This window comes from Marinobacter sp. UBA5687 (assembly GCF_002420325.1).
GTDB classification, from domain to species: Bacteria; Pseudomonadota; Gammaproteobacteria; order Pseudomonadales; family Oleiphilaceae; genus Marinobacter; species Marinobacter nauticus.
In genome coordinates this window covers 21536-48159 of the sequence record NZ_DIHV01000122.1, presented here as the reverse complement: position 1 = coordinate 48159, position 26624 = coordinate 21536, and the positions used below count along the sequence as shown (strand labels likewise).

The window sequence follows — 26624 nt, the reverse complement described above, 5'->3', positions numbered from 1 at the left end:
CAAAAATGGACTTCCAAATGTGTCAAAAGAAAGCGCCTAGCACCCTTTTTGCCCACTGCTCCACTGACGCAGAGTCCAGTATCAACTTGTTGTGATCGGAAACCCTCTGGTGAGGTATACGTTTGTATCCTTCTGAGAACTCCCTATCCAATTTTTTTGTTGGCCAACATAACGATTTTTTGACCAAAAGCTGGCATAACTCCTCAACCTTCGAGCTCCAATCGTAAACGTCATTTGGTTGTCTTATAAGCAACGTCGACAGTCTTTTTTCCTTATCTGTGGTATCTACTTCCACGAGCGCGTATATCTGGTGCTCATATTTCAGTACTCGATAAACCACGCATCTTGGATTGCCATCAGGTAAACGATATTTGGAATGACCTTGCAATACAGGCAATTTTCGGATCTCTCCAGAGAGCACTTCGCATCCTTTTGCCTCCAGGTGATCAACCATTGAAACGAACGCTTTGAATCTATGAAGATAAAGATGAGAGTCATCGCTCTGGTCATCAATACCATCAAATACACCTGCGGGAATCTCCCCTCTGATGGTAGGTTCGTCGGTGCTTACTTCAATGTGAGCGTCACCTGCTACATGTATCTCTTTCGTTCCTTTGCGCCCCCCGTTTCGTCTCCGACCGTCATAAGGCTTACGAGTAGTGTAGGCAGGCTCGGAAAATGACAGTATCACTGGTGGAACTTGAAGCTGATATTCACCAGTATCCGATGAAGCTAGCTCATCATCGTTTATTTGTAACTCCTCCGTCGGTAGGCCGGAATCCTGAAGATTCATAGCATTTCCTGTTTGCTTTTCACCAAGCTTCGGATCAAAAAACTCGACCCGTTTCGAACTGTGGGTACTCAGATTTTTAATGCTATCAATTTCATACACGAACATGACTTCAGATTCGGGGAGGTACTGTCCACGTAACGATATCTTTACGTTTTTTAAAGCAGGAGGATCAAATTGAAAACGCCAATGTCGATAACCATTAAGTTCCTTGCCTTCGGTCAACTGGTATTGAGCAATACTACCGAATGATCGTCGAACGTCATTATCCAGAAGAATCCAAGCCAAAACCCTACGCTGTTCCGTGTTACCACGAGGAGTCACGGGCAATGAACAAGTCGGTAAAATGTGAATCTCTTTAGTGTCTGGCTCCTCACCTGATTGAATATCAAATTCTTCTTCCAACCCATTTGGTCTCATAGCAAGCCGAGTCATGTACGAATAGTGAAAAAAGAGAACTCTGGCCAACTCAATTTGAGGCAAGAAGAACTCGACACCACCAGACTCAAAGTGGAAGCACCACTGCTCATAATCTTCCTGCTCGCGGATATTTTTGATTGGACAGTCGCCTATCAGGCATTGCCCCCACGTAGTCGCGTCATGCACCTGAATTTCCTTTTCGTAACCTGCTCGTGCCACATCACCTGTCGCTGTAATGTTGAGAAGCCGCCGTCTTGGCATCAATCCCACTTGGGAGAGACTGAAGTGCTTTTTGCGCTGACCAGGGTCGAGCTTAATATTAATTCGCCAGTCTGCGGTGCCGAGACGCCGGTGTATCGAACCGATTTCTTTAACTCGACTGTTGTCCTCGATTCCCTTGATTATTGGAGTTGTCATCATTTTCTTCGAGGTCATTCAAGTAATCTCGTGCTTCTTTGGTGAGTCGCGTTTCACTGAGCCCGGCAACGCGTATTAATCGCCAACGTGGTGGGTGATCGAACTCCTGCTTGAGTTGCCACCATGCATTTCTTAGCCGCCTCATCTGATAGTCGGGAACGCTCTCGGTGTAGCGTTCAAGCAACTGCTTGGTCCTCGGCAACCGGTTGATCTGCTTTTCCAAAGTGGAGAGCTTACCCAACTGCTTCAACAAATACGTCTGTGACCGCCGGGCCCCTCGTTGGTCAGCCCACAAAAATGTCACGATTTCCCGCAACTTACTCTCGTATTGCAGATCCCGTCGCCGCCAGTCAACCCTCGGTTTTCTTTTATTAACGTTTACTCGTGGCTGTGTTTGATTTGCCTGTTTCAGCCAAAGTCGATCGTACCGGTACAATCGTGCGTAAAGCGCAGGGGCTGCCGAGCGGGCCTTTTTCGGTGGTTGCTCTGCCAGCATTTTCATCCAATGTTGCTGATCTTGCGTCAAACATTGGTTCGTGCCAGTGGGAATCCCCACTGTTGACCCTGGTGACGAGAGCGCTGGCAACTTTCTAACACTGCCAATAACATCGACAATCGACCAGCCCTCTGGCAATAGCGCGTGGTGAACAATAATGTGTTGAAGGTAGTTGAAGGATTTCCGATGCTTCCGGAACATCGCCCGCAGCCAGCAATAATCCGAGTTCCGATCTATCCCCAAACCATATCGCCGCAAAAACTCTGCAGACCAAAGAGAGGTCACGGCCTTGGCAATCTCACTATGGTTGATGTGAGCTTGACCGCGAATAAAGCCACGCTGAATAGCCAACCAATGATAGTAAATAGACCACTGCTGATAACTCGGTGACGTGGCCGGCTGTTGTCCCAATAGTTGCCTGACCTGAGCTAGAATCATCCGAGATTCACTACGAGCTGGCCGTTGGGGAAATAATGGGCAAGTATCAGGAGAAGCGTCGTGGTACCGATGTTGATCCGCTAAGGGACGAGCAATGGCCGTATTGATGAGTTCGCCGTGCTTTTCACAGCAGTCCACTCCGGCTATCTGCCACTCCCGCCTCCAGAAATATTCTCCAAAGGTATGTTTTTGCTTCTTCAGACACCCGGAACAATACCGAACATGACCCGGCACCTTCACAAGCGATGCGGTTAAGCCCATCGACAAGTGCACTGCACCTCGGGATTCTCCGGCCATCCATGCCAGACATCGTTTGCGGCGTTCTTCCGGGATAAATGGGGCATACAAGGGGAATAGAGTATGCCGATAGGCAATCGTTTCAACGGTATATTCAGGAGGCAGCCAGGTAGAAATCCTTTGCAGCTGGTTAGGCAAATCCAGCGTCGCAATGACGTTGCGGTTACCATACACGTCATCCAGCAATTCCTTAGGGCTAACAATCCCTTCCCGAATTCCTGCCCTGGCCACTGTGCTGTATATCAGCTCTTCAGGATATGGAATCGGGAAATTCAGCATGGCAGCTAGGCCTGGTTACCAGAACCCAACCACTGGGCGCTGTTAAACACCAGCCCCGATTGCTGCGCGGCATCCAGCATCTCGTCTTCGTTCGCCGCTTGAGAGTGCATAAAGCGCAAATCATCTGAGTCGAGGGTTTGCCACTCTTTCACTTTGACCGATTTAATTTTTTGCTTTTCCGTCACCGGCCGCACCTGCTCGGAAGACTTGTACCACTCAAGAATAATCGGCATCAGGTCTTTTAGCTGTATGTCAGGGTGCTCCTCAAACGCTCGTTGAATTAACGGCTCCAAAAGGTCTGATTCATAGCCCATATCAACCAGCATATTGTGCAGCCGAATTGCTTGATCGTTCCCGTTGTACTGAACAGATTTTCGGATCTGATCTTTGCTCGACTCCAGAAGGATACTGAGTTCCAGAATCTTTTTATCCACATCAGGGATCGTGAGGTCTGAGTATTGGGCTATTTTGCTCGGGTCTCCGGAACGCAGAGCTTCCATCATCGGGTGAATCGGCTTCAGTTCGTCGTGATAAACCTTTTCCATGATATTGGGTGTGATTCGCTCCGCGCCTGTTACAATTGCTCGAATCTGGGACAGGACGAACAATTTGATCACGACATCCATTATCCCCTGAGACAGATCGAACCAGAGGTCTCTTAAATCATCCAACACGGTGTCACTGGCTTTAGTAAGCCACTGATACTTCCAAAGCTTTCTCGTGAATGCACCCCACTCGGTTTGGTCTACATTTTTGTCGGCTGTAGGTTTACGCAGTGGTTCCCATAATATTGATCCAAACCCCGCTCCTCGCCGCGCAGATCGAAGATCTGTCTCAAAAATCGGTCGCGCCTTTGGTGTTCCAACCATTACCACTGGTACGGAGATTTCATTTACCAAAGTTACGAAGAAGTTCAGCATCCTCTCGGCTCCCCCGGCTTTACCGAGGTTCAGGTGCTGCATTTCGTCAATGACCAGTAACCCAATCGCGTAGGTGTTTGCCAATTGCGACATCAGCGCAATCATTGATTCTACGCCGTGACGCTTTTCACCATAATGCCGGACATAATCTGTCCCAAGGATGGAATCGATTTCCCGAAAAAAATTGTGGCAGAGGCTCTTAAGAGTGCCGTCATGAGGACAATCGATTTTCAGAAACACAATCTGCGTGAAATTGTGTTCCGGGTGATGGATCATCTGTGGATAGGTTGCCAGGATTCGATTTAGCGAACTGGTTTTTCCGGAACCGGAGCACCCGATGAATGCGAGGCTTTTCGCAGTCGACTCCACGTGATCAAAGCGAAATGCCTTCAAGTCTCCGCTCTTGATTCGCTCATATCCGTTCTGTAGGTGGGCCGAAAGATCACCAGTGGCAATATTGCGCCCCACATATCCCTGACGCAGCATGATCGAGATTTTTGATTCAAGCTCAATGTGACGCGCCAGCGGCTGAAAAAAACCGTCCAGGAGCTGGGAGATAATGTGCACTCGTGTCTGGCCGTCTAGGTATACTTCTGTCGATCGGAGCTCGATAGCCTCACTGAGCCCGGCTATGAGCTGTTTACGGTCTGGTATTGGCGGTAAGGCCTCAATCAGTGGATTGCCATGATATGACGGTATCCCGGTGTCCTGGTAAACGGCCCTCACCATGCCTGAAGGTAAAGTCATTCATCGTCTCCAAACAGCTCATCCAGAAAATCCGGGAAGGCGCCATCGTCGGGCTTGCCATGTAGGTAGGTTACATCAGATTTCGGTTTACTAGTGTCAGGTTGCCGCGCCTTCGTTTGTTCAGCTCTTTGAGCATCTCGCTCTTGCTTGCGATTATCACGTATGCCTCTGACTGTTGCGGCTTTCGATTGCTGTTTATTGATGGCGGGGCGCGAACGCTCAGCGTTTTTTATAGTGTTGCTGACCAGATTTTCCAGGTCCCGTTTGCTGGTTGTCTCGGCCACTTTGGCAACGCTCGTCGCTTTTCGTTGTTCTTCCTGACTGGCCCATAACTCCCACATGGACTTGCCGCGAAACTGGCGCGAACGATCTGTCAGAGAACACACCCAGTATTCCGAACCGTCTTTTTCCGGGAACAGATAAATATAATCAGCCACTGCAGGATCATAAGCTGCCTGAAGGCCTGTGACTCTGCGATCTCCGTTCCTGTGCAGCCAGCCAGATGCTAATAACTCCTTAGACGTGTAATAAGCACCAAAACAGCTAATCCCCAAATCAGAAAGGTGGACTTTTTGGCGTGGCAACAAAGCAATGCGCAAGGCTTGTTCCGATACGTTCTTCAAGCGACCGGTTCGATTCTGTATACCCCAATTCCAGATGTTGAGAGGGGTTAACGCCATATCGTTTGGCATGTCCGGATCGCGGTCGTACTTCGACAGCACTGCATATTGGTTCCTGTGAAGAATCGAGGCGAGCATGATTTGGGTGAAATCGTCCAGAGTGAGTGTTGCATCAAGCCTGTAGTCCTTTCCGCCCTGTTTTCTGACTTTTGTCCCTGTCACGACACCCGGCGCAAACGGCTTGAATTCAGCTTGCAGGGTTCGGAAATAACGCTCAACTATCCCTTTCGCATCTCCCCGGTAAGGCGGTGTAACCTCAATGCGCACGCCAAACGCTTTCTCCAGGGATTCAATCTGATGCCCGAGTAATTCGCCACGGTCCGCAAGGATGGCATCTGGGATTCCAACGGTTGGCCACTGCTCTTGCGTAATCTCCAGATCATAACGGGCGCAGAGTTCAGTCTTGTCTGACATGGACGTAGTCAGAGCACTCATTGCTGTGACATAGGATGGATTTTCCAACCCTATGTAAAAGCCCGCCACCATGCGACTAAAGACATCAACCACCACATACAGAGTCGGACGACCGATGATCCGTTGCCGGTCTGCCGATAGCAGGTAAACATCAGCAATCGTTGCATCAATTTCATATCTTGAGCCTGGGCCCAGCACTCCTGCTGTGGCGGTCCCTATTAACGGTCGTATATCTTTCTGGTAGGAGATTCTGTTCGCTCTTAAGCGAATCCGATCGGCGTTCTCATACTCTCGGTGGTAGAAATATCTTATTTGAGTAATTGTTGGATAATCTTCGGGCTGCACGTTCGGGTTGGCGGCCTCGAACATGTCGATGAATCGTCGATGGGCGTATGGCAGGGAATGGCCCTTGTCGTTCAAGTAGTAGCGATCAAGTACCAGACGGAACATCTTTGCGATGGAGGCATCAACCGTAACCCCGGTACCTGGTGAGATTTTTCGGGGTCGACCCAGTTTCTTCTTGGAAATTTTTTTCTGCCCTTTTCCCCCTGATTTTCGGTAGTCCGGCAACAGAGAGTTGGGCATTGCTCCGCGCTGCCAGTACTGCCGAAGATTTTTATAAAGCGATTTCTTGGGTTTGCCGGTTTCGTCGCTATGCGACTGAACTAACCGGCCCCTGCCACTGCGGTAATAAATTTCTTCATTAGCAAGCAGAGGCGCTATTAATTCATATCGCTGGTCCCGAATCACTTGGGCTTTACTGCCTTGTTCCACGGCTAGCGAGGCGAGTTCCGAGTAGGGATCTTCTGCCCGGCTAAGTAATTCATCCAATATCCATTGCTCGATCTCAACGGTTCTGACCAGTTCAGGCCACGCCTTATCTGAGTCAATATTTATCCAGATAGCGTGTTGGCCATCCAATACCAATATGCGATACCGCTCCTGGCCGAACTTGAAGACGTCATTGATTCGCAGCATAACTTGCCCTCAGCAGCGCTATGTCCTCTACTACCTGCAGGTCTTGTGATACAAGCTTGTTCCAAGGAATGGAGATGTCAAACGTTAGTGCTCGCAAAGCTACCAGCGCCCGTAGTCTAGCCAGCGATGTGCCAGGCTCAAGTGAGTAAGAGTGGTCAATCAGCATTCCAATCTCCGGGAGCCTGGTATTAGGGTTATCTGCGAGCGCACTGACATAAATCGGCAAGCTCTGAAATAGGACCTCCAGGCTCTCACTTTGCACTCGTGCGGAATAAAGCAGATCCAGATTTGCCATTATGGTGGCGGGCATCTGCTTCTCGGTGATCAGATACCAGGGGATACCTTTAAGCTTCCAATACCGACGCTCAATTTCCAGTATTTCTACTGTTCGCGGATCCATTAGATCGGAAGAAACTTTCACCTGGATGGCCATGCTCTGTGGCCCAGTCGATGAAGAAAGGTCGACCAAAAAGTCACTGGACATGATCTGGTGGTATCCGCTTACTGCCGGATGAGAAATTTTCGCTTGCTCAGCCAGTGAGAGAGTATCTTCTATTCGGAGAGGAAACTGCTCACGGATATCGATGACATCCGGGTTCCATTCTAGTAACAGAAACGCGGCGAGCTCTGTATCGGATAGGAAGTGATGAGTTCGTCCTGTCAGGTGTCCCATCACTCGATGCGAACGGCCGCTTGAGGGTAGATCTCTGACGGTCAGCCAAGGTTGATAATCTTTACCTCTACCTTTACCGCGTTCTTCTTTGATCCACTTTTCAGTTTTCTTGTCGATTTTGTAGTTGGCCATTCTCTATCACTCCCGAGGAGAATAGAGTGATTCTGGCACACGGACCGCGAGTTACCAACTTTATTATAAAGTTACCAACTATTTTATGTTGTTACCAACTTTATTATTATCCCACAGCTCCGGCCCATTCTAAATGGTGGCCTATTCCACCGTCACACTCTTGGCCAGGTTCCGGGGCTGGTCCACATCCGTACCCTTCAACACCGCCACGTGATAAGACAGCAACTGCAGCGGCACGGTGTACACGATGGGCGCGGTGATCTCATGCACGGATGGCAGTTGCATCACGTGGATGCCTTCTTCCGGCTTCACATCCGCCGCCTTGTCGGCAAACACGAACAGCTCACCGCCACGGGCGCGAACTTCCTCCAGATTGGATTTCAGCTTTTCCACCAGGTCGTTGTTCGGTGCCACCGTGACTACCGGCATTTCACTGTCCACCAAGGCCAGCGGACCGTGTTTGAGCTCGCCGGCGGGATAGGCCTCGGCGTGGATGTAAGAGATTTCCTTGAGCTTGAGGGCCCCTTCCATCGCCACCGGGAACTGAGAGCCGCGGCCCAGGAACAGGCTGTGGTTCTTGTCCATAAACGCCTTGGACATCTCTTCAATGTCGGCATCCAGGGCGAGGACATCACTCACCTGCTTGGGCAACTGATGAATGGCAGCAACGATGTCTGCCTCTTTCTCTTCGCTCAGGCCATTGTGGCGTGCCAGCGCCAGGGTGAAGATCAGCAACGCGGTCAGCTGGGTGGTGAACGCCTTGGTCGACGCCACACCAATTTCCGGACCGGCCTGGGTCATGATGACCAGATCGGATTCCCGCACCAGGGAACTGCCCGGCACGTTGCAGATAGCCAGAGCCGCGCGGAAGCCCGCCTGTTTGGCCTGGCGCAATGCCGCCAGGGTGTCGGCGGTTTCACCGGACTGGGAAATGCACAGGAACAGGGTGTCGGGCTGAATCACGTGTTTGCGGTAGCGGAACTCCGAAGCGACTTCCACCGAACAAGGCACGCCGGCCAGTTCCTCAATCCAGTAGCGGGCTACCATGCCGGCATGGTACGAAGTACCACAGGCGATGATCTGGACGTGACGGACGTTATCCAGCAGGTTGGCCGCGTCGGTTCCGAGCGCCTGCTCCAGGACCCGGCTGTCGGTAATCCGGCCTTCCATGGTGGCCTTGATCACTTTCGGCTGCTCGTAGATTTCCTTGAGCATGAAGTGGCGGTATTCACCTTTGTCTGCAGAGTCAGCACCGTGTTCAAAACGGGTAATGGTCCGCTCCACCGGCTGACCACTGCGATCGTGAATGCGGATGCTGTCCTTGCGGATATCGGCGATATCGCCCTCTTCCAGGAACATGAATCGGTCGGTCACCGGCAACAGGGCCAGCTGGTCAGACGCGATAAAGTTCTCGCCAATACCGACGCCAACTACCAGAGGGCTGCCCTCGCGACAGACCACCAGGTGATCCGGCTCATCGGCGTGAACAACGGCCAGGGCGTAGGCACCGCGCAGACGCTGAATGGCCGCCTTTACCGCTTCATAGAGTTTGCCCTGTTCACGGAAGTATTTCTCGATCAGGTGCGCGACCACCTCGGTATCGGTCTGGGAGGTGAACTCAAAACCCTCGGCCCTGAGTTCATCCCGGAGTTCCTGGTAGTTCTCGATGATGCCGTTATGGACGATGGCCAGCCGCTCGCCGGACATATGGGGATGGGCATTCACCTGCGAGGGCTCGCCGTGGGTGGCCCAGCGAGTGTGGGCGATACCCAGGTGACCAGCCAGGGGGTTTGCTTCAATGGCATCAGCCAGGGCCGCAACCTTGCCAACTTCCCGGGCTCTCTGCACCAGGTGCTGGCCATTGATGACGGCCATGCCGGCGGAGTCGTACCCCCGGTATTCCAGGCGGCGCAAGCCCTCCAGCAGAATACCCTGGACATCCCGTTCAGATACCGCTCCTACAATCCCACACATGCTGTTTTCACCTGTTCGTTAATCGTTGGTTACGCTTTTTTCGGCCGTTCCCAGCCGGCGATGTTACGCTGCTTGCCACGGGCCACCGCCAGTTCCCCTTCGCTGATATCGCGGGTAATGGTGGAGCCGGCACCAATGGTGGCCTGTTCCGCTACGTTCACCGGGGCGACCAGTGAGGTATTGGAGCCGACAAATACCCCGTCACCCAATACCGTCTGGTGTTTGTTCACACCATCATAATTGCAGGTGATGGTACCTGCACCCACATTCACATTACGGCCCAGTGAGGCATCACCAACGTAACTGAGGTGATTGATCTTGCTGCCCTCACCCACCACGGCCTTCTTGGTTTCGACAAAATTGCCAACCTTGGTGTTGGCGGCCAGTTCAGTGCCCGGGCGCAGACGTGCGAATGGCCCGATCTGGGCGTTGGCACCCACTACTGCACCTTCAATCACGCTGTTGGCCTTGATCTCCGCACCATCGGCAATGGTGGCGTCTTTGATCACACAGTTGGGTCCGATCACAACGTTGTTGCCGAGGCTCACCCGGCCTTCAAAGACCGCGTTTACGTCTATCCACAGGTCGTTGCCAATGATGAGCTCACCGCGGACCTCAATGCGGGCCGGGTCCGCCAGGGATGCACCCTCGGTCATCAAACGCTCGGCTTGCTGACGCTGGTACCAACGCTCCAGTTCCGCCAGTTGCAGGCGGTTGTTCACGCCCTGAACCTCAAACGGATTCAGCGGCTGGGAAACCGTCACTGACAAGCCGTGGTCCACCGCCATCGCGATAATGTCAGTCAGATAATACTCGCCCTGGGCGTTGCTGTTGGACAGAGCGGGCAGCCATTGCTTCAGATGACTGGCTGATACCGCGAGAATGCCCGTATTCACTTCCTGAATCTGCTGCTGTTCGGCGGTCGCGTCTTTCTGCTCAACGATGGCCTGAACCAGGCCTTGTTCGTTGCGAACGATCCGGCCATAACCGTGGGGGTTATCCATATCCACCGTCAGCAAAGCCAGATTCCGTTCGTCCAGGTCCGCGACCATGGTTTCCAGGGTATCTTTGCGAGTCAGAGGGACGTCACCGTACAACACCAGCACCCGGGCATCATCCGGCAGTGCCGGCAGTGCCTGGGCCACGGCATGGCCGGTGCCCAGCTGTTCGGTCTGCAACACCCAGTTCACCGAGTCGTCTTCCAGAGACGCCCGAACCTGATCGGCTCCGTGACCAATCACCGTGTGAATTTTCTCCGCGCCCAGTTGTTTTGCGGTATCAACCACATGGTGCAGCATGGCTTTACCCGCCACCGGATGCAGCACCTTGGGCAGGGAGGATTTCATGCGGGAGCCCTGGCCTGCGGCCAGGATCACAACGTGTAACGGGCTCATGGGGCAATCAGCTCCGGTATTCAAAACGTCCATAAATGAAAAAACCGCGTCCCGGTGGAATCGCCGACACTCCGTTTCCGGAATACCGGGCCCTCCACCTGAGGATGCGGTTCACTGTCAGGCCAGTCCGGGCGCTGACACAGGCTCTGCTTAACGCAGGTGCTTGCGCAGCTTCTGGATGGTGCGCAGCTGAGCGGCAGCTTCGGCCAGCTCGGCGGCAGCACGCGAGTACTCGAACTCGCCTGTCTTGTTCGCCAGTGCCTTCTCGGCTTGCTTCTGGGCTTCCAGGGCCGCTGCTTCGTCCACATCCTTTGCACGAACGGCGGTGTCGGCCATCAGGGTAACCAGATTGGGCTGTACTTCCAGGTAACCACCGGATACGTACAGAATCTCCTCACTGCCACCCTGCTTGATGATCCGCACTGCGCCGGGCTTCAGCTCGGACAGTAGCGGAGCATGGCCATACTGGATGCCAAGCTCACCTTCGGTACCGGTGGCGATCAGCATCTCCACCAGGCCCGAATAGATTTTTTCCTCGGCACTTACGACGTCACAATGTACGGTCATAGCCATTTCATACGCCTCTTGGGTCAGAAAGGAAAAAAGGTGTCTTACTTACCTTCCTTCTCTTTCATTGCCTTAGCTTTCTCAATCGCTTCTTCGATGCCGCCGCACATGTAGAACGCCTGCTCCGGCATGTCGTCGTAGTCACCGTTGAGAATGCCTTCGAAGCTGGCGATGGTCTCTTTCAGAGACACGTACTTACCCGGAGAACCGGTAAATACTTCAGCAACGTGGAACGGCTGCGACAGGAAACGCTCGATCTTACGGGCGCGGGATACGATCAGCTTGTCGTCTTCAGACAGCTCGTCCATACCCAGGATCGCGATGATGTCTTTCAGTTCCTTGTAGCGCTGCAGAACGTTCTGAACACCACGGGCAACGTTGTAGTGCTGCTCACCAATCACCAGCGGATCCAGCTGACGGGAGGTGGAGTCGAGCGGATCGATCGCCGGGTAGATACCCTTGGAAGCGATGTCACGGCTCAGTACCACGGTCGCGTCAAGGTGCGAGAAGGTGGTGGCCGGAGACGGGTCAGTCAAGTCATCCGCCGGTACGTAGACCGCCTGGATAGAAGTGATGGAACCGGTCTTGGTAGAGGTGATACGCTCCTGCAGCTGACCCATCTCTTCCGCCAGGGTCGGCTGGTAACCTACCGCAGAAGGCATACGACCCAGCAGTGCAGATACCTCGGTACCGGCCAGGGTGTAACGGTAGATGTTGTCAACGAACAGCAGTACGTCACGGCCTTCGTCACGGAACTTCTCAGCCATGGTGAGGCCGGTCAGGGCCACACGCAGACGGTTTCCAGGGGGCTCATTCATCTGGCCGTAAACCATGGCAACCTTATCGAGAACGTTGGACTCCTTCATTTCGTAGTAGAAGTCGTTACCTTCCCGGGTCCGCTCACCAACACCTGCGAATACGGAGAGACCGGAGTGCTCTTTCGCGATGTTGTTGATCAGTTCCATCATGTTTACGGTCTTGCCTACGCCGGCACCACCGAACAGACCAACCTTACCACCCTTGGCGAACGGGCAGATCAGGTCGATAACCTTGATGCCGGTTTCCAGCAGGTCGGCAGATGCTGCCTGATCGGCATAGCCCGGTGCTTTGCGGTGGATAGCCCAGCGCTCTTCTTCGCCGATGTCGCCCTGTTCGTCGATGGGACGACCCAGAACGTCCATGATCCGGCCCAGAGTCTGTGTACCAACAGGTACAGAGATCGGCTTGCCGGTGTTTTCTGCTTTCAGGCCACGCTTCAGGCCCTCAGTGCTGCCCATGGCGATGGTACGAACAATGCCGTCACCCAGCTGCTGCTGGACTTCCAGAGTTGTTTCGCCACCTTCAAGCAGCAGTGCGTCGTAAACGCTTGGAACGGAGTCACGTGGAAATTCCACGTCGATAACCGCGCCAATGATCTGAACGATGTGTCCGCTACTCATGCTCGGTTCCTCGTTATCTTGATAGTCAATAAAACCAGTAGGTCTGTGAGCGTTAACCAACAGATGCCGCGCCGCTCACAATCTCCGAAATCTCTTGTGTGATCGCTGCCTGACGGGCCTTGTTGTAGGCCAGTTGAAGCTCGTCAATGATGCTGCCAGCGTTATCTGTCGCGCTCTTCATGGCAATCATCCGGGCAGCCTGCTCACAGGCCAGATTTTCTACCACACCCTGATACACCTGGGATTCGATATAACGTGGCATCAGCCCGTCAAGGATCGGACGGGAATCCGGCTCGTAGATGTAATCCCACTGGTGACCGATTTCTTCATCATCGCCTTCCGGCAGCGGCAGCAACTGCAGCGCCTTCGGGCTCTGGGTCATGGTGTTGACGAATTCGTTGCTGATCAGGAACAGGCGGTCGATCTTGCCTTCCACGAACGAATCCAGCATCACCTTGACGCTACCGATCAGCTGATCTGCACTCGGGCTATCGCCCAGGTGCGTCACGGCTGCCACCACGTTTCCGCCGTAGTTGCGGAAGAAGGAGGCGCCCTTCTGGCCAATAGCGCAGATATCGGTCTCAATACCTTGTTGTTTCCATTCACGCATTTCTCTGACGAGCAGCTTGAACGCGTTGGTGTTCAGACCACCGCAAAGACCGCGATCAGAGGAGACCACAATGTAGCCTACCCGCTTGACCTCGCGCTCCTGCATGAACGGATGGCGGTAATCCTTGTTGGACTTCGCAATGTGTCCGATTACCTGGCGCATCTTTTCAGCGTACGGGCGGGTTGCCTGCATACGCTCCTGAGCCTTACGCATCTTGCTCGCGGCTACCATTTCCATGGCAGACGTGATCTTCTGCGTGCTCTTGATGCTTCCGATCTGGTTACGTATTTCTTTTCCGACGGCCATATGTCACTGCCTTTTCAAGTTAGACACTCAAATGGACCAGCAGGCCCGCACAACGGCGGGCCTTTTGGATTTACCAGCTCTGAGTGGTCTTGAATTTCTCCAGAGCAGCTTTGAGGCCGGCAGTGATGTCGTCGTTGAAGTTACCTTCAGGGCCGATCTTGTCCAGAAGTTCCTTCTGCTCGGACCGCATCCAGTCCAGCAGTTGGGCTTCGAACTTCACAACCTTGTTGACATCCACATCGTCCAGGAAGCCTTCGTTCGCTGCGAACAGTACGGTACCCATTTCCGCAACGGTCATCGGGCTGTACTGGTTCTGCTTCATCAGCTCGGTGACGCGCTGACCATGCTCCAGCTGCTTACGGGTTGCTTCGTCGAGGTCAGAAGCGAACTGGGCAAACGCCGCCAGTTCCCGGTACTGGGCCAGGGCCAGACGGATGTTACCGCCGAGCTTCTTCATGATCTTGGTCTGGGCTGCACCACCTACCCGGGATACGGAGATACCGGCGTTCATGGCCGGACGGATACCGGAGTTGAACAGGTTGGTTTCCAGGAAGATCTGACCATCGGTAATGGAGATTACGTTGGTCGGTACGAATGCAGACACGTCACCAGCCTGAGTCTCGATGATCGGCAGCGCGGTCAGGGAACCGGTCTTGCCTTTCACTTCGCCGTTGGTGAACTGCTCAACGTAGTCAGCATTTACACGGGACGCACGCTCCAGCAGACGGGAGTGCAGGTAGAAAACGTCACCCGGGAATGCTTCACGTCCCGGCGGACGACGCAGCAGCAGGGAGATCTGACGGTAGGCAACGGCCTGTTTGGACAGGTCATCGTATACGATCAGGGCGTCTTCACCGCGGTCGCGGAAGAACTCACCCATGGAAGTACCGGCGTACGGAGCCAGGAACTGCATGGCGGCCGGATCGGCGGCACCAGCGGCAACCACGATGGTGTGGTCCATGGCACCGTGCTCTTCCAGCTTGCGCACAACGGCGGCAATGGAAGACTGCTTCTGGCCAACGGCAACGTAGATACACTTGATGCCGGTGTGCTTCTGGTTGATGATCGCGTCGATGGCAACCGCGGTCTTACCGATCTGACGGTCACCGATGATCAGCTCACGCTGGCCGCGGCCGATGGGAACCATGGTATCGATGGCTTTCAGACCAGTCTGTACCGGCTCGTCAACGGACTGACGGGCGATAACGCCAGGTGCAACCTTCTCGACCGGGGAGGTCAGGCTGTTGCCCAGCTCGCCCTTACCGTCGATGGGGTTACCCAGGGAGTCAACCACACGGCCCAGCAGTTCGTTACCAACGGGTACTTCCAGGATACGACCAGTACAACGTACCTTCTGGCCTTCGGCCAGACCTTCGTAGTCACCCAGAACAACCGCACCAACAGAATCACGCTCCAGGTTCAGCGCCATGCCGTATGTGCCGTTGGCAAATTCAATCATCTCGCCGTACATAACGTCGGCCAGACCGTGGATCAGCACGATACCGTCAGATACAGACAGGATCGTACCTTCGTTTTTTGCTTCGGAAGAGATGTCGAGTTTCTCGATTCTCTTCTTGATGATGTCACTGATCTCGGATGGATTCAGTTGCTGCATGCCTTTGTCCTCAAACCTTGTGCTGAAATCAGGAGCCCAGAGCCCTGGCCATTCTGGCCAGTTTGCCACGGACTGAAGCGTCGATAACCAGGTCGCCTGTTCGTACGATCACGCCACCGATCAGGGACTGATCCACGGTGGTCTCGAGTTCGACCTTGCGCTCCAGCTTTTTGGACAGTGCGTCGATCAGTTTCTGCTGTTCGTCTGGAGACAAGTCGAATGCGGTATCGATTGTCAGGTGCACAGACTTCTCAAGGTCTGCACGGTACAAACGGAACAAAGCAGAAATCTCCGGCAGCAGGGCCAGACGCTTGTTTTCAGCAAGAATCAACAGGAAGTTTCTGAGTGCTTCAGGCAGCGGCTCTTCAAAACACTCTGCGAAGAGTTCCGCCTTGCGTTGCTCAGACAGGCCGGGGTTGGCCAGGATGTTCTTTACCTCTTGGTCAGCCGCAACCTGAGCGGCAAAAGCCAGAGCCTGATCCCACTGATCAACGGCGTTCTGGTCCTGCGCGGCATCAAAAACGGCCTTCGCGTAGGGTCGGGCTAACGTTGTAAGTTCTGCCATGATGACCCTCGTTTAGAGTTCTGCGGCCAGCTTTTCCAGCATCTCGCTGTGAGCTTTGGCGTCTACAGAGGTTTCCAGAATCTTCTCGGCACCGGCAACGGCCAGGGTGGCCACTTCTGCTCTGAGTGCGTCGCGAGCCTGAACACGCTCCTGTTGAATTTCCGCCCTGGCCTGCTCAATAAGCTTTTCGCCTTCTTTGCGGGCATCCTCTTTGGAGGCTTCCACAATCTGGGCGGCACGCTTGTTGGCCTGGTCAATCAGGGCTGCAGCTTCTTCTTTCGCCTTTTGCAGTTCTTTGGTGGCTTTTTCCTGGGCCAGTTCGAGATCGAGTGATGCCCGATCGGCCGCGGATAGGCCATCTGCAATTTTCTTCTGGCGCGCTTCCATGGCAGCCGTAATCGGCGGCCATACATATTTGACGCAGAACCAGACGAAAATAGCGAAGGCAATCGATTGCCCTATCAACGTAAGGTTTATATTCACGGCGATATACCTCTTGCTATTCGTTGCGTCCTGGTTTCCGGAAGGAGGGGCGCGGCCTTAGCCGGCGCCCACAGCTCTCGGTTTAATTAACCAGCAACAACGAAGATCAGGTACATCGCGATACCAACACCGATCATGGGAACCGCGTCAAGCAGACCAGCCATGATGAAGGCTTTGGTTTGCAGTTGGTTGGCCATTTCCGGCTGACGGGCAGTGGACTCAAGCAGTTTGCCACCCAGCAGACCGAAACCGATACCAGCGCCCAGAGCGCCCAGACCGATGATCAACGCAGCTGCGATAAATACCATTTCCATTGAAGACTCCTCAGTTTTTTCAGATAGTTAAGGGTTTGTTTATTTAAGGGTTAATCAGTGATCTTCGTGTGCCGCGCTGAGGTAAACCACAGTAAGCACCGTAAAAATAAAGGCCTGAAGCGGAATAACCAGGATGTGGAAGATCGCCCAGGGAACGTTCAACGTCCACTGAATCCACAGTGGCAACAGCGCAATCAGGATAAACACAACTTCACCAGCGTACATGTTACCGAACAGACGCAGCGCCAGACTGATTGGCTTGATGATCAGTGCCAGAATTTCCAGCAGCAGGTTGAACGGGATCATGATCCAATGATTGAACGGGTTGAAAGCCAGTTCTTTACTGAAACCACTGACGCCTTTCACCTTGAAGCTGTAGAACAGAATCAGCAGGAACACACCAATCGACATGCCGAAGGTGGCATTTGGATCGGTGGTCGGAACAATCTTGAAGTACTCAAGCCCCAGCGCGTGAGCGATCGACGGAATATAGTCGATGGGGATCAGCTTCAGGATGTTCATCAGCAGAATCCAGACGAAAATCGTCAACGCCAGGGGCGCAATCAGCGGATTCTTGCCGTGGAAAACGTCGCGCACGATGCCCTGAACAAATTCAAAGGTCATCTCGATCAGGTTCTGCAAGCCGCTCGGCGTGCCTTCGGTGACCCGGTTGGCCACAAAGCGGAACAGGCCCAGGAACAGAATACCCATGGCGATTGACCAGCCGAGGGTATCGACGTGGATTGCCATGAAGCCCATATCTGTGGCTTCCTGACCAGTTCGTGCGAAGGTCCAGGTGGCCTCCTGCACGACACTGCCATCCGCGCGCTCATAGCCTTCCGGGAGCTTGCCATAGGTAAGGTTGGTGAGGTGGTGTTTTATATACTCTACTGGGGTATCAGCTGCCATACTGCTCTCGTCCAGTCATCGCTGTGTTCGCGGCCGGATGAGCCAGCGCAATGCCGTACCCAACACAACCATCACAGCAAAAGTGAATAACAGAGCCGGTACGTGGACTGGCTCCATTAAAGTGAAAACGGCCGCAAAAAACACTGCGGTAAGGGCCAGCTTGATGCTCTCTGCCCTGAATATGTTGCTCACTGCCAGGTGCATCTGTCGGGCACCCTGATAACGATAAGCGCGGTGAGCAAAGTACGCGTTTGGTATGACAAAAATAAGACCGCCAATGAGGGCGGAATACCCGGCCAAACGACTTTCCAACAACCACAACAGGCTCAGAATCAGCAGAACTGCCATCTCTATAATCAACCACTTGCCAAGTGGTACGTACGTGATGGCTCTCGAAGAACGGTTCATATCACCAGCTGTCATTCCAAGCGCGCGGAATTATATGTGTTAACCGATAGGTGTTCAACATAACCGCACGGAAAAATTGGCGAAAAAGTGAGCAGGTTTTGCCGCCGAAACCTGAAGTTTTACACAGGTTGTGTTGCTCATCGATCACCACAACCACATGTGGTGTTTCCGGCACCAGACGGGACTTTAGGATGATTTTCAGGTTTTATCGGGCCGACTAACGGATGTGGCCCAGAATGCCGTCAAGCTCGTCCAGTGAACTGTACTCAATCACCAGCTTGCCTTTGCCGCGTTTACCATGATTGATCGCCACCCGGGCACCGAGCCGGTCAGACAGATCGTCCTGCAGGGCCCGGATGTTAGGATCCAGAGCCGGCTTGGCGCTGGCTTTGTCTTCCGGTTTTTCCTGCTGAACCCGGCGCACCAGGGCTTCAGTCTGGCGTACCGACAGCGATTTGGCGACCACCTGACGGGCCACCTGCATCTGCTGCTCCGGTGGCAGGGTGAGCATGGCACGGCCGTGGCCCATTTCCAGATCACCATGCTCCAGCATTACCCTTACGTCTTCGGTCAGGCCGATCAACCGTAACAGGTTGGTGATCGTCGTTCGGGACTTGCCCACCGCCTCGGCCACCTGAGCCTGGGTCAGGCCGAACTCGTCCTGCAGGCGCTGCAGGGCGAAGGCTTCTTCAATGGGGTTCAGGTTTTCGCGCTGAATGTTCTCGATCAGCGCCATCGCAATGGCGGCTTCATCCGGGACATCGCGGATAATGGCAGGAATACGGTCCAGTTCTGCCAGCTGGGTGGCACGCCAGCGGCGCTCACCGGCAATCAGTTCATAACGGCCTTCCGAAACCGGACGCACCACGACCGGCTGCATCACGCCCTGCTGACGAATGGAGTCTGCCAGTTCCTGCAGAGCGGCGGGATCCATATCCCGGCGCGGCTGATAACGACCACGCTGGATCAGGTCGACCGGGATCTCACGCAGTTCACCATCGTGATCACTGGTCTCCTGATTGAGATTCACCTTCGAGCCCTGGAGCAGTGCCCCCAGTCCCCGTTCGCCCAAGCCTCGCTTCTTCGCCGCCATGGTAGTTGTCATTCTTCCTGTTGAAATAGTGGGTGCATGGTTGCCTGACGGCGATCTATGTTACACCGCAACCGCGGGCGATGTCTTTTTCGATCCGTGCCGGCGTACCATCTCGCCAGCCAGCGCCAGATAAGCCACCGCACCTTTGGACACCCGATCATACTTGAGTGCCGGCATGCCGTAGCTGGGCGCTTCTGCCAGCCGGACATTACGGGGAATCACCGCCCGGTAAACCTTGTCACCGAAATATTCACTGAGCTGACCGGAGACATCCAGAGTCAGACTGTTGCGGGGGTCGTACATGGTGCGCAGGATACCCTCAATCTCCAGATTGGGATTGACCGTTTCCTGAATCTGCTGGACGGTGTTCATCAGTGCCGCCAGCCCTTCCAGGGCATAATATTCACACTGCATCGGGATCAGTACCGAATCCGCGGCAGACAGAGCATTCACGGTCAGCAGACTGAGTGAAGGCGGGCAATCAATCAGGATGTAGTCGTAGTTTTCCCGAACGGTGTTGAGGGTCAGCCGTAACCGGTGTTCCCGGCCAATCTCGTTCATCAGCTCCACTTCGGCGGCGGTCAGGTCACCGTTGGCGGGCAGCAGGTCAAAACCGGAGGCTTCAGCGTGGACGATCACGTCCGCCGGAGTAGCCCGTTTGGTCAGCACATCGTATCCGGACAGCTCCAGGGAATTTTTATCCACACCGCTGCCCATGGTGGCATTGCCCTGGGGATCCATATCCACCAGCAGCACCCGGCGCTTGGTGGCCGCCAGAGACGCGGCAAGATTGACGCAGGTGGTGGTTTTGCCCACACCGCCTTTCTGATTGGTCACTGCAATCACGCGCGCCATGCTTTGCCTCCTGCTGTTGAGGGTTACCGGTGTCGTTCAGCCCGGGCGACGATCAGTAAATGCCGTTCGCCGTCGGCTCCGGGGACGGTCAGGGAATGGCTGGATTCTACCTGCCAGCCCGCCGGAAGGGCAGCTACTTCATCATCCGGATACTGGCCTTTCATGGCAAGGAACTCGCCGTCATTCGCGAGCAGACCACCACACCAGGTCACCAGGTTTTCCAGCGCGGTGAAGGCCCGGCTGCTGATCTGGGTGAAGGGCTGATCGGGCTGGCAGTCTTCCGCCCGGCCGTGGATAACTTCAACGTTGTCCAGCCCGAGCTCAAGCACACACTGATTCAGGAATCGGGTTTTCTTGCCGTTGCTGTCCAGCAGGGTAAAGCGTTTTTCCGGGAACACAATGGCCAGCGGAATACCCGGCAGGCCGCCGCCGGCGCCCACATCCAGCAAATGGTCTGTGGTCACCCAGGGCAGGATGCTCAGACTGTCCAGCAACTGGCGGGAGACCATGACCCGCTCATCCCGCACGGCGGTCAGGTTGTAGGCCTTGTTCCACTTGTTCAGCAGAGCCAGAAAAGCCAGCAACTGTTGCTGCTGGCTGTCGGACAAAGACAGGTTCATGGCCGCGAGGCCGTCCCGAAGCTGGCCGGGCCACTGTGGATAACTCATCTCAGGCGCTCTGCTTTTTCAACAGGTCGCGCTTTTTCAGATGCACCAGAATCTGGCTGACCGCCGCCGGGGTTACCCCCTGGATACGGGACGCCTGAGCCACCGTTTCCGGGCGCACGTCCTTGAGCTTCTGCTTGATCTCGTTGGACAGGCCACCGATGACGTCGTAGTCCAGATCCAGCGGCAACGCGGTGTTCTCGTTCTTGCGCAGGCGCTCGATCTCGTCCGCCTGCCGGGAGATATAGCCTTCGTATTTGATCTCGATTTCCACCTGATCGGCAACGTTCGGGTCCTCCGCCCGTTCGGCCCCGATCTCGGCGATGTGATCGTAGACAATCTCCGGACGGCGCAGCAGCTCTGCCAGAGACTGGTCACGGGTCATCGGCTGTTTCAGGTAGCCATTGGCTCGCTCACCCGCCTCGGTGTTCGGATGGATGCGGGTGCTTTCCAGGCGGCTACGCTCTTTGGCAATGCCTTCGCACTTCTCGCTGAACTTCTGCCAGCGTTCGTCGTCCACCAGGTCCAGCTTGCGGCCGGTTTCGGTCAGGCGCAGGTCGGCGTTGTCCTCCCGCAGGATCAGCCGGTATTCGGCACGGCTGGTAAACATACGGTAAGGCTCCTGGGTGCCCATGGTGATCAGGTCGTCCACCAGTACGCCCAGATAGGCCTCATCCCGGCGCGGGTACCACTCTTCCTGGTCCCGGGCCCGCAGCGAGGCGTTGATGCCCGCCAGCAAGCCCTGGGCGCCAGCTTCTTCATAACCGGTGGTGCCGTTGATCTGACCGGCAAAGTACAGGCCCTGGATATACTTGGTTTCCAGGGTATGGCGCAGGTCCTGCGGGTTCAGGTAGTCATACTCGATGGCATAACCCGGGCGCAGGATGTGGGCGTTCTCGAAACCCGGTATCGAGCGCACGGCCTTGAGCTGGATATCAAACGGCAGGCTGGTGGAAATACCATTCGGGTACAGCTCGTTGGTGGTCAGGCCTTCGGGCTCGACGAAAATCTGGTGCGAATCCTTGTCGGCAAAGCGGTTGACCTTGTCCTCGATGGACGGGCAATAGCGCGGGCCCACGCCTTCGATGTTGCCAGCGAACATGGGTGAGCGGTCAAACCCACTGCGGATAATGTCGTGGGTTTCTTCGGTGGTGCGGGTCACGTAACAGCAGATCTGCTCCGGATGTTCGTCACGGCTGCCAATAAACGACATCACGGGTGTCGGATCGTCTCCCCACTGCTGCTGCATCGCGGAGAAATCCACGGTGCGGGCATCAATGCGCGGCGGTGTTCCGGTTTTCAGGCGGCCAACGTTGAACGGTAGCTCCCGCAGGCGTTTGGCCAGGGCATTGGCCGGCGCATCACCGGCGCGACCACCGGCGTGATTCTGCATACCGATGTGGATAACGCCACCGAGGAAGGTACCGGTGGTCAGGACCACGGTTTTGGCGTTGAAGCGGATGCCGGTCTGGGTCACCACGCCCACCACCTGGTCGTTTTCCACAATCAGGTCATCGGCCGCCTGCTGGAACAGGGTCAGATTGGGCTGGTTTTCCAGCATATGGCGAATGGCGGCTTTGTACAGAATCCGGTCCGCCTGAGCACGGGTGGCACGCACTGCCGGGCCCTTACGGCTGTTCAGGACCCGGAACTGGATGCCTGCCTGATCGGTGGCCCGGGCCATGGCGCCGCCCAGGGCATCGATTTCCTTCACCAGATGGCTCTTGCCAATGCCACCGATGGCCGGGTTACAGGACATCTGCCCCAGAGTCTCAATGTTGTGGGTCAGCAGCAGGGTTTGCGAACCCATGCGCGCAGCCGCCAGGGCGGCTTCAGTACCGGCATGGCCACCACCAATGACAATGACATCGAAACGGGTCGGAAACTCCACACTACACCTCGGAAATCGGGGAAAAAAACAGGGCGGCGAGTATAACGCCTCGCCCGGGAAATTGCAGTCAGAATGTGCAAATTTTAACCAGCAACGAGGTGAATAAAAACCCTGTCGGCTGGCCTTGGCCGAATATCAGTGCGACGCGGCTCTCTGACAGGGTTCGTACAGGATAAGGAAATTCCGAAAGTTTCAGGATTTCATAGCCTTGTCATACATTGTTCAAAAAAGTTTTCAAAAAGTTATCCACACAATTGATGCCTTCACTTACAGCCAAAAACGTCGGTAACTATTTGTTAAATATAAATTTAATCAAATTACTCTGGCATTATTCGCAAATTATCCCAGTAATTATCCACAGCGTTTTTACCGAATGCCTATATACGGTGCAAAAAGCCGGTACCCCTGAACGCAAGTGCACCAACAAAGGGCCAGTTTCCACGCAGGCTCGCCAGCGCGGTCGCTTGGCCCCGGTGTCAGGCGCCCAACCAGAGGTTTTGGCACAGAACTCGCTTGAGCCTGGAATGCAGTTTCTCAACCACGGCCAGGAAGGCTCGAACAGGCAGTACAAGGGTTCCTGACCATGAAGCGCGTTCTCAGACTTGCCGAGCACCGGCACCGCCCCTCTGGCAAAACCGCCAGCTTTATCGAACATCACGATTTCCGGTCGGTCTATCAACCCATTCTCAGCCCCACCCATCAGAAGATGGTCGGCTACGAGGCACTGGTACGGGTTCGTCGTGGTAATCAGCCAGTGGCGCCGCCTTCGCTTTTCGAGCAGGCCAGCATTCAGGGCGTCACCTCGGAACTGGACCGGCACCTGCTGAACCTGCATCTGGAGAATTTCACCCAGGCCAACCTACCTATCTGGCTGTTTATCAATATCAACCCGGACACTCTGTTCCACCATAACGACTACCTGTCTGTACTGGCTGACCATTGCCATCAACTGGGTGTGCATCCGGAGAAAATCGTTCTGGAACTGGTGGAAACCGCCTCCCGGGACAGCGCCACGCTGCTGGAGTTCGTCCAGGAAGCCAAGGCCCGGGGGTTCCAGATCGCCATCGACGACTTTGGCATGGGTGATTCCAATTTTGAGCGCCTGTGGCGCATCAACCCGCTGATCGTGAAGATTGACCGCTCCCTGTTAATGAACGCCCAGGATCACAACCGCGCGCGATTACTGTTGAACAGCCTGGTCCGGATGATCCGGGAGAGTGGCAGCCTGGTGCTGATTGAAGGCATCGAGAACAATGCCCAGGCCCACATTGCGCTGGCCACCGAAGCGGATCTGCTGCAGGGCTTTCTGTTTGCCCGACCAGGGCAAGGGTCCGAAGAACTGACACAGACCGCCGAAACCGCGTTGCGACAGGTCATGTCGGAATCCGAACGCTGGTGTCAGAACGATTTCAGGACCCGCGAGACCTATCTCAAGCTGCTGAGATTCGAAATCATGGATGCCTGCCATGCCCTGGCCCGGGGCGAGGAATTTGATCGGGTCTGCCGGCCTCTGCTGCAAATGGAGGGCGTACGGCGATGCTTCCTGCTCGATCAAAAAGGGGTTCAGCAAGGTAGTCTGGCCCAATCCGGGGCTTCCCGGAATGCCGCATTCAACCCGCTGTATCAGTCCGCTGGCGCCTGCTGGAGCCATCGGGAATATTTCCGCAACGCCCTGGAGCGACCGCAACACATCAGCTGCAGTCGTCCCTACGTCGCCCTTCCGGACGCCCGACGAACCGTCACCCTGTCCACCGGCACCTCACTGGCCCAGGGCCACCGGATCTTCTGCGTGGATATCCATCCGGATGAGGTCCTGGACGGTCAGGTTCTGTTCCCGGACACCCTTTGATACCGGGATTTCACCCGGTCGGGTTCAGAAATCGTCCGCCTTGCGCTGTGGCACCGCCGCCGAACTGCTACCGCCGGATGGGCCCGCTGCCAGGCGTTCCAGCTCCTGCTCCACCGCGTTCGAGGATTTCGCAAAGCGGGCCAGAAGGTTGTACAAGACCGGGATAATGAACAGAGTCAGGGTGGTGGCGAAAATCAGGCCACCCAAGATCACCATGCCGATAGCCGCCCGGCTCTCGGCCCCGGCACCAGTGGCAATCACCAGCGGAACCGCCCCGAACACCGTAGATATGGTGGTCATCAGTACCGGACGGAAGCGCAGGCTGGCGCCTTCCAGAATGGCTTCTTTCACCTCGTAGCCCTTGTCCCGAAGCTGGTTGGCAAATTCCACGATCAAAATTCCGTTCTTGGCCATCAGTCCCAGCAGCATGATGATGCCAATCTGGCTGTAGATGTTCAGACTGATGCCCGACCAGGCCAGCGCGATCAGCGCACCGGTCACCGCCAGCGGCACCGACAGCATGATAATCAGCGGGTGGATCCAGCTCTCGAACTGGGCCGCCAGCACCAGGAACACGATAATAAACGCCAGCCCGAAGGTCAGGTAGATGGCCGCCGAGGAATCCTGGAATTCCTGGGACAGGCCCTTGTAACTGAGCCGGGCCTCCGGCGGCAGGTTATCCACAGCCAGGTTATTCAGGTAGGTCAGCGCTGAACCCAGGTCATAGCCCTCGGCCAGGGACGCACTCACCACCACCGCCGGCAGCCGGTCAATCCGGCGCAGATCCGGATTGGCCCCGATCTCTTCCACAGATACCAGAGCCTTGAGCGGAATCAGTTCCCCACCTGCCCGAGGCCGCAGGAAGATCTGCTCCATATCACCGGGCGTGGCCCGGTCGGCATCGTCCGCCTGGATAATGACGTCGTATTCCCGGCCCCGATCCAGATAGGTGGTTACCTGCCGGGAAGCGAGCATGGTCTGCAGGGTGAGGCCTACGTCTTCGATGGTGATATCCAGATCCGCTGCCCGGTCGCGGTCAATGTTGACCTTCAGTTCCGGCCGGGTCAGCTCAAAATCTGTGTCGACATTCAGCAGATTCGGGTTTTCCTTTGCCCGTTCAACGATCTCCTCACTCCAGGCCTGCACCGACTCGTAGTCGGGGCCGGCAATGACAAACTCCACTGGCTGATTGAAGCCGCGCTGGCCAAGCCCCGGCGGGTTAATGACACTGATCCGCACCCCGGAAATGTCAGACAGCTTGTCGCGAATCTCGGTGGTGACCTGCTGCTGCTTGATCTCCCGCTGTTCCCAGGGCACCAACCCCATGATCATGAAGGCATTGTCTTCTTCATCCCGGAATCCGACGATGGACAGGAAACGCTCGGCGATACCGTCATCCAGGTAGGGCAACAGTCGCTCTTCGGCCTGTTTGACAAAGTGATCGGTAAATTCGACGGTTGAGCCCCGGGGCGCGCTGACGGGCATGATGATTACGCCGCGGTCTTCGGTTGGGGCCAGTTCCTGGGGCAAACGGGGAAAAATCACCACCGCCACAATCAGCCCGACGATACCGAGCCCGAGCAACAGCCCGGGCTGGTTCAGGGAAAACCGCAGCATTCTCTGATAGCCGTGGGTGAGGCCGTTCAGGATGCGCTCACTGAAGGCCCAGAGCCGATGCCCCTCGGCACTTTCGGGACTGTGCCGGAGCCACTTGGAACAGAGCATCGGCGCCAGGGTCAGAGCGACCAGGCTGGAGACCACCACGGCGGCAGCCAGGGTGAAGCCAAATTCCGCAAACAACCGGCCCACGTTGCCGCCCATGAACGAGATGGGCACAAACACCGCCACCAGAGTCAGCGTGGTGGCGATCACCGCGAAAGCCACCTGCTTGGCGCCCCGGTAGGCCGCCAGCAACGGTGGTTCGCCTTCATCAATGCGACGCTGGATGTTCTCCAGCATGACAATGGCATCGTCCACCACCAGGCCGATGGCCAGAATGATGGCCA

General features: G+C 55.3%; 22 protein-coding genes. 1 reads left to right on the top strand and 21 read right to left on the bottom strand.

The annotated features are described in order from the left end of the window. Positions 1–22: 22 nt before the first annotated feature. The 20 genes from B3Y70_RS12775 to mnmG form a co-directional block, all read right to left on the bottom strand. Positions 23–1645: a Tn7-like element transposition protein TnsE gene (locus B3Y70_RS12775; protein ID WP_286893941.1), complete on the bottom strand. Its 1623-nt coding sequence runs from the start codon at positions 1643–1645 to the stop codon at positions 23–25. Further along, on the bottom strand, positions 1581–3137 hold the full coding sequence (locus B3Y70_RS12770; protein ID WP_286893943.1) for a TnsD family Tn7-like transposition protein: 1557 nt from the start codon (positions 3135–3137) through the stop codon (positions 1581–1583). The genes B3Y70_RS12775 and B3Y70_RS12770 overlap by 65 nt, the downstream gene beginning before the upstream one ends. 5 nt (positions 3138–3142) lie before the next feature. Beyond that, positions 3143–4804, bottom strand: coding sequence for an AAA family ATPase (locus B3Y70_RS12765; protein ID WP_286893945.1), 1662 nt, complete (start codon positions 4802–4804; stop codon positions 3143–3145). Then, positions 4801–6876: an integrase catalytic domain-containing protein gene (locus B3Y70_RS12760; RefSeq protein WP_286893947.1), complete on the bottom strand. Its 2076-nt coding sequence runs from the start codon at positions 6874–6876 to the stop codon at positions 4801–4803. Before B3Y70_RS12760 ends, B3Y70_RS12765 begins: the two co-directional genes overlap by 4 nt. After that, on the bottom strand, positions 6860–7681 hold the full coding sequence (locus tag B3Y70_RS12755) for a TnsA endonuclease N-terminal domain-containing protein (RefSeq protein WP_286893949.1): 822 nt from the start codon (positions 7679–7681) through the stop codon (positions 6860–6862). Before B3Y70_RS12755 ends, B3Y70_RS12760 begins: the two co-directional genes overlap by 17 nt. A 141-nt stretch (positions 7682–7822) precedes the next feature. Continuing rightward, entirely contained in the window at positions 7823–9655 is a 1833-nt protein-coding gene (gene glmS, locus B3Y70_RS12750; RefSeq protein WP_014423134.1) for a glutamine--fructose-6-phosphate transaminase (isomerizing), read from the bottom strand. Positions 9656–9684: 29 nt separating this feature from the next. Continuing rightward, positions 9685–11049, bottom strand: coding sequence for a bifunctional UDP-N-acetylglucosamine diphosphorylase/glucosamine-1-phosphate N-acetyltransferase GlmU (gene glmU, locus B3Y70_RS12745; protein WP_288589919.1), 1365 nt, complete (start codon positions 11047–11049; stop codon positions 9685–9687). 150 nt (positions 11050–11199) lie between these two features. After that, positions 11200–11622, bottom strand: coding sequence for a F0F1 ATP synthase subunit epsilon (locus B3Y70_RS12740; protein WP_011787275.1), 423 nt, complete (start codon positions 11620–11622; stop codon positions 11200–11202). Between the two features lie 38 nt (positions 11623–11660). Next, on the bottom strand, positions 11661–13055 hold the full coding sequence (gene atpD, locus B3Y70_RS12735) for a F0F1 ATP synthase subunit beta (RefSeq protein WP_011787276.1): 1395 nt from the start codon (positions 13053–13055) through the stop codon (positions 11661–11663). Between the two features lie 52 nt (positions 13056–13107). After that, a complete protein-coding gene (atpG, locus tag B3Y70_RS12730) occupies positions 13108–13971 on the bottom strand; it encodes a F0F1 ATP synthase subunit gamma (protein WP_011787277.1) in 864 nt (287 codons plus the stop codon). Between the two features lie 70 nt (positions 13972–14041). Next, complete coding sequence (atpA, locus tag B3Y70_RS12725; RefSeq protein WP_011787278.1) at positions 14042–15586, bottom strand: F0F1 ATP synthase subunit alpha; 1545 nt, start codon at positions 15584–15586, stop codon at positions 14042–14044. A 28-nt stretch (positions 15587–15614) separates the two neighbouring features. Next, complete coding sequence (locus B3Y70_RS12720) at positions 15615–16151, bottom strand: F0F1 ATP synthase subunit delta (protein WP_183579563.1); 537 nt, start codon at positions 16149–16151, stop codon at positions 15615–15617. A 12-nt stretch (positions 16152–16163) separates the two neighbouring features. Beyond that, positions 16164–16634, bottom strand: coding sequence for a F0F1 ATP synthase subunit B (locus B3Y70_RS12715; protein ID WP_011787280.1), 471 nt, complete (start codon positions 16632–16634; stop codon positions 16164–16166). A gap of 86 nt (positions 16635–16720) precedes the next feature. Beyond that, entirely contained in the window at positions 16721–16948 is a 228-nt protein-coding gene (gene atpE / locus B3Y70_RS12710) for a F0F1 ATP synthase subunit C (RefSeq protein ID WP_014423137.1), read from the bottom strand. A 54-nt stretch (positions 16949–17002) separates the two neighbouring features. Continuing rightward, complete coding sequence (gene atpB, locus B3Y70_RS12705; RefSeq protein WP_011787282.1) at positions 17003–17857, bottom strand: F0F1 ATP synthase subunit A; 855 nt, start codon at positions 17855–17857, stop codon at positions 17003–17005. A gap of 15 nt (positions 17858–17872) precedes the next feature. Beyond that, positions 17873–18205: an ATP synthase subunit I gene (locus B3Y70_RS12700; RefSeq protein ID WP_273030949.1), complete on the bottom strand. Its 333-nt coding sequence runs from the start codon at positions 18203–18205 to the stop codon at positions 17873–17875. A 277-nt stretch (positions 18206–18482) separates the two neighbouring features. After that, complete coding sequence (locus tag B3Y70_RS12695; protein WP_031211705.1) at positions 18483–19358, bottom strand: ParB/RepB/Spo0J family partition protein; 876 nt, start codon at positions 19356–19358, stop codon at positions 18483–18485. A 60-nt stretch (positions 19359–19418) separates the two neighbouring features. Next, a complete protein-coding gene (locus tag B3Y70_RS12690; protein ID WP_014423140.1) occupies positions 19419–20213 on the bottom strand; it encodes a ParA family protein in 795 nt (264 codons plus the stop codon). Positions 20214–20236: 23 nt separating this feature from the next. After that, positions 20237–20881 carry a 16S rRNA (guanine(527)-N(7))-methyltransferase RsmG gene (gene rsmG / locus B3Y70_RS12685; RefSeq protein WP_022992616.1) on the bottom strand — a complete coding sequence of 215 codons (645 nt, stop codon included), beginning with the start codon at positions 20879–20881 and terminating at the stop codon, positions 20237–20239. 1 nt (position 20882) lies between these two features. After that, positions 20883–22769, bottom strand: coding sequence for a tRNA uridine-5-carboxymethylaminomethyl(34) synthesis enzyme MnmG (mnmG, locus tag B3Y70_RS12680; RefSeq protein ID WP_273030947.1), 1887 nt, complete (start codon positions 22767–22769; stop codon positions 20883–20885). 583 nt (positions 22770–23352) lie between these two features. On the opposite strand from mnmG, the gene B3Y70_RS12675 reads away from it, so the two are divergent. Beyond that, on the top strand, positions 23353–24618 hold the full coding sequence (locus B3Y70_RS12675; RefSeq protein WP_121208015.1) for a sensor domain-containing phosphodiesterase: 1266 nt from the start codon (positions 23353–23355) through the stop codon (positions 24616–24618). A 24-nt stretch (positions 24619–24642) separates the two neighbouring features. Here the strand turns inward: B3Y70_RS12675 and B3Y70_RS12670 are convergent. Beyond that, on the bottom strand, positions 24643–26624 hold a 1982-nt coding region (locus tag B3Y70_RS12670; RefSeq protein ID WP_288589918.1), incomplete at its 5' end, for an efflux RND transporter permease subunit.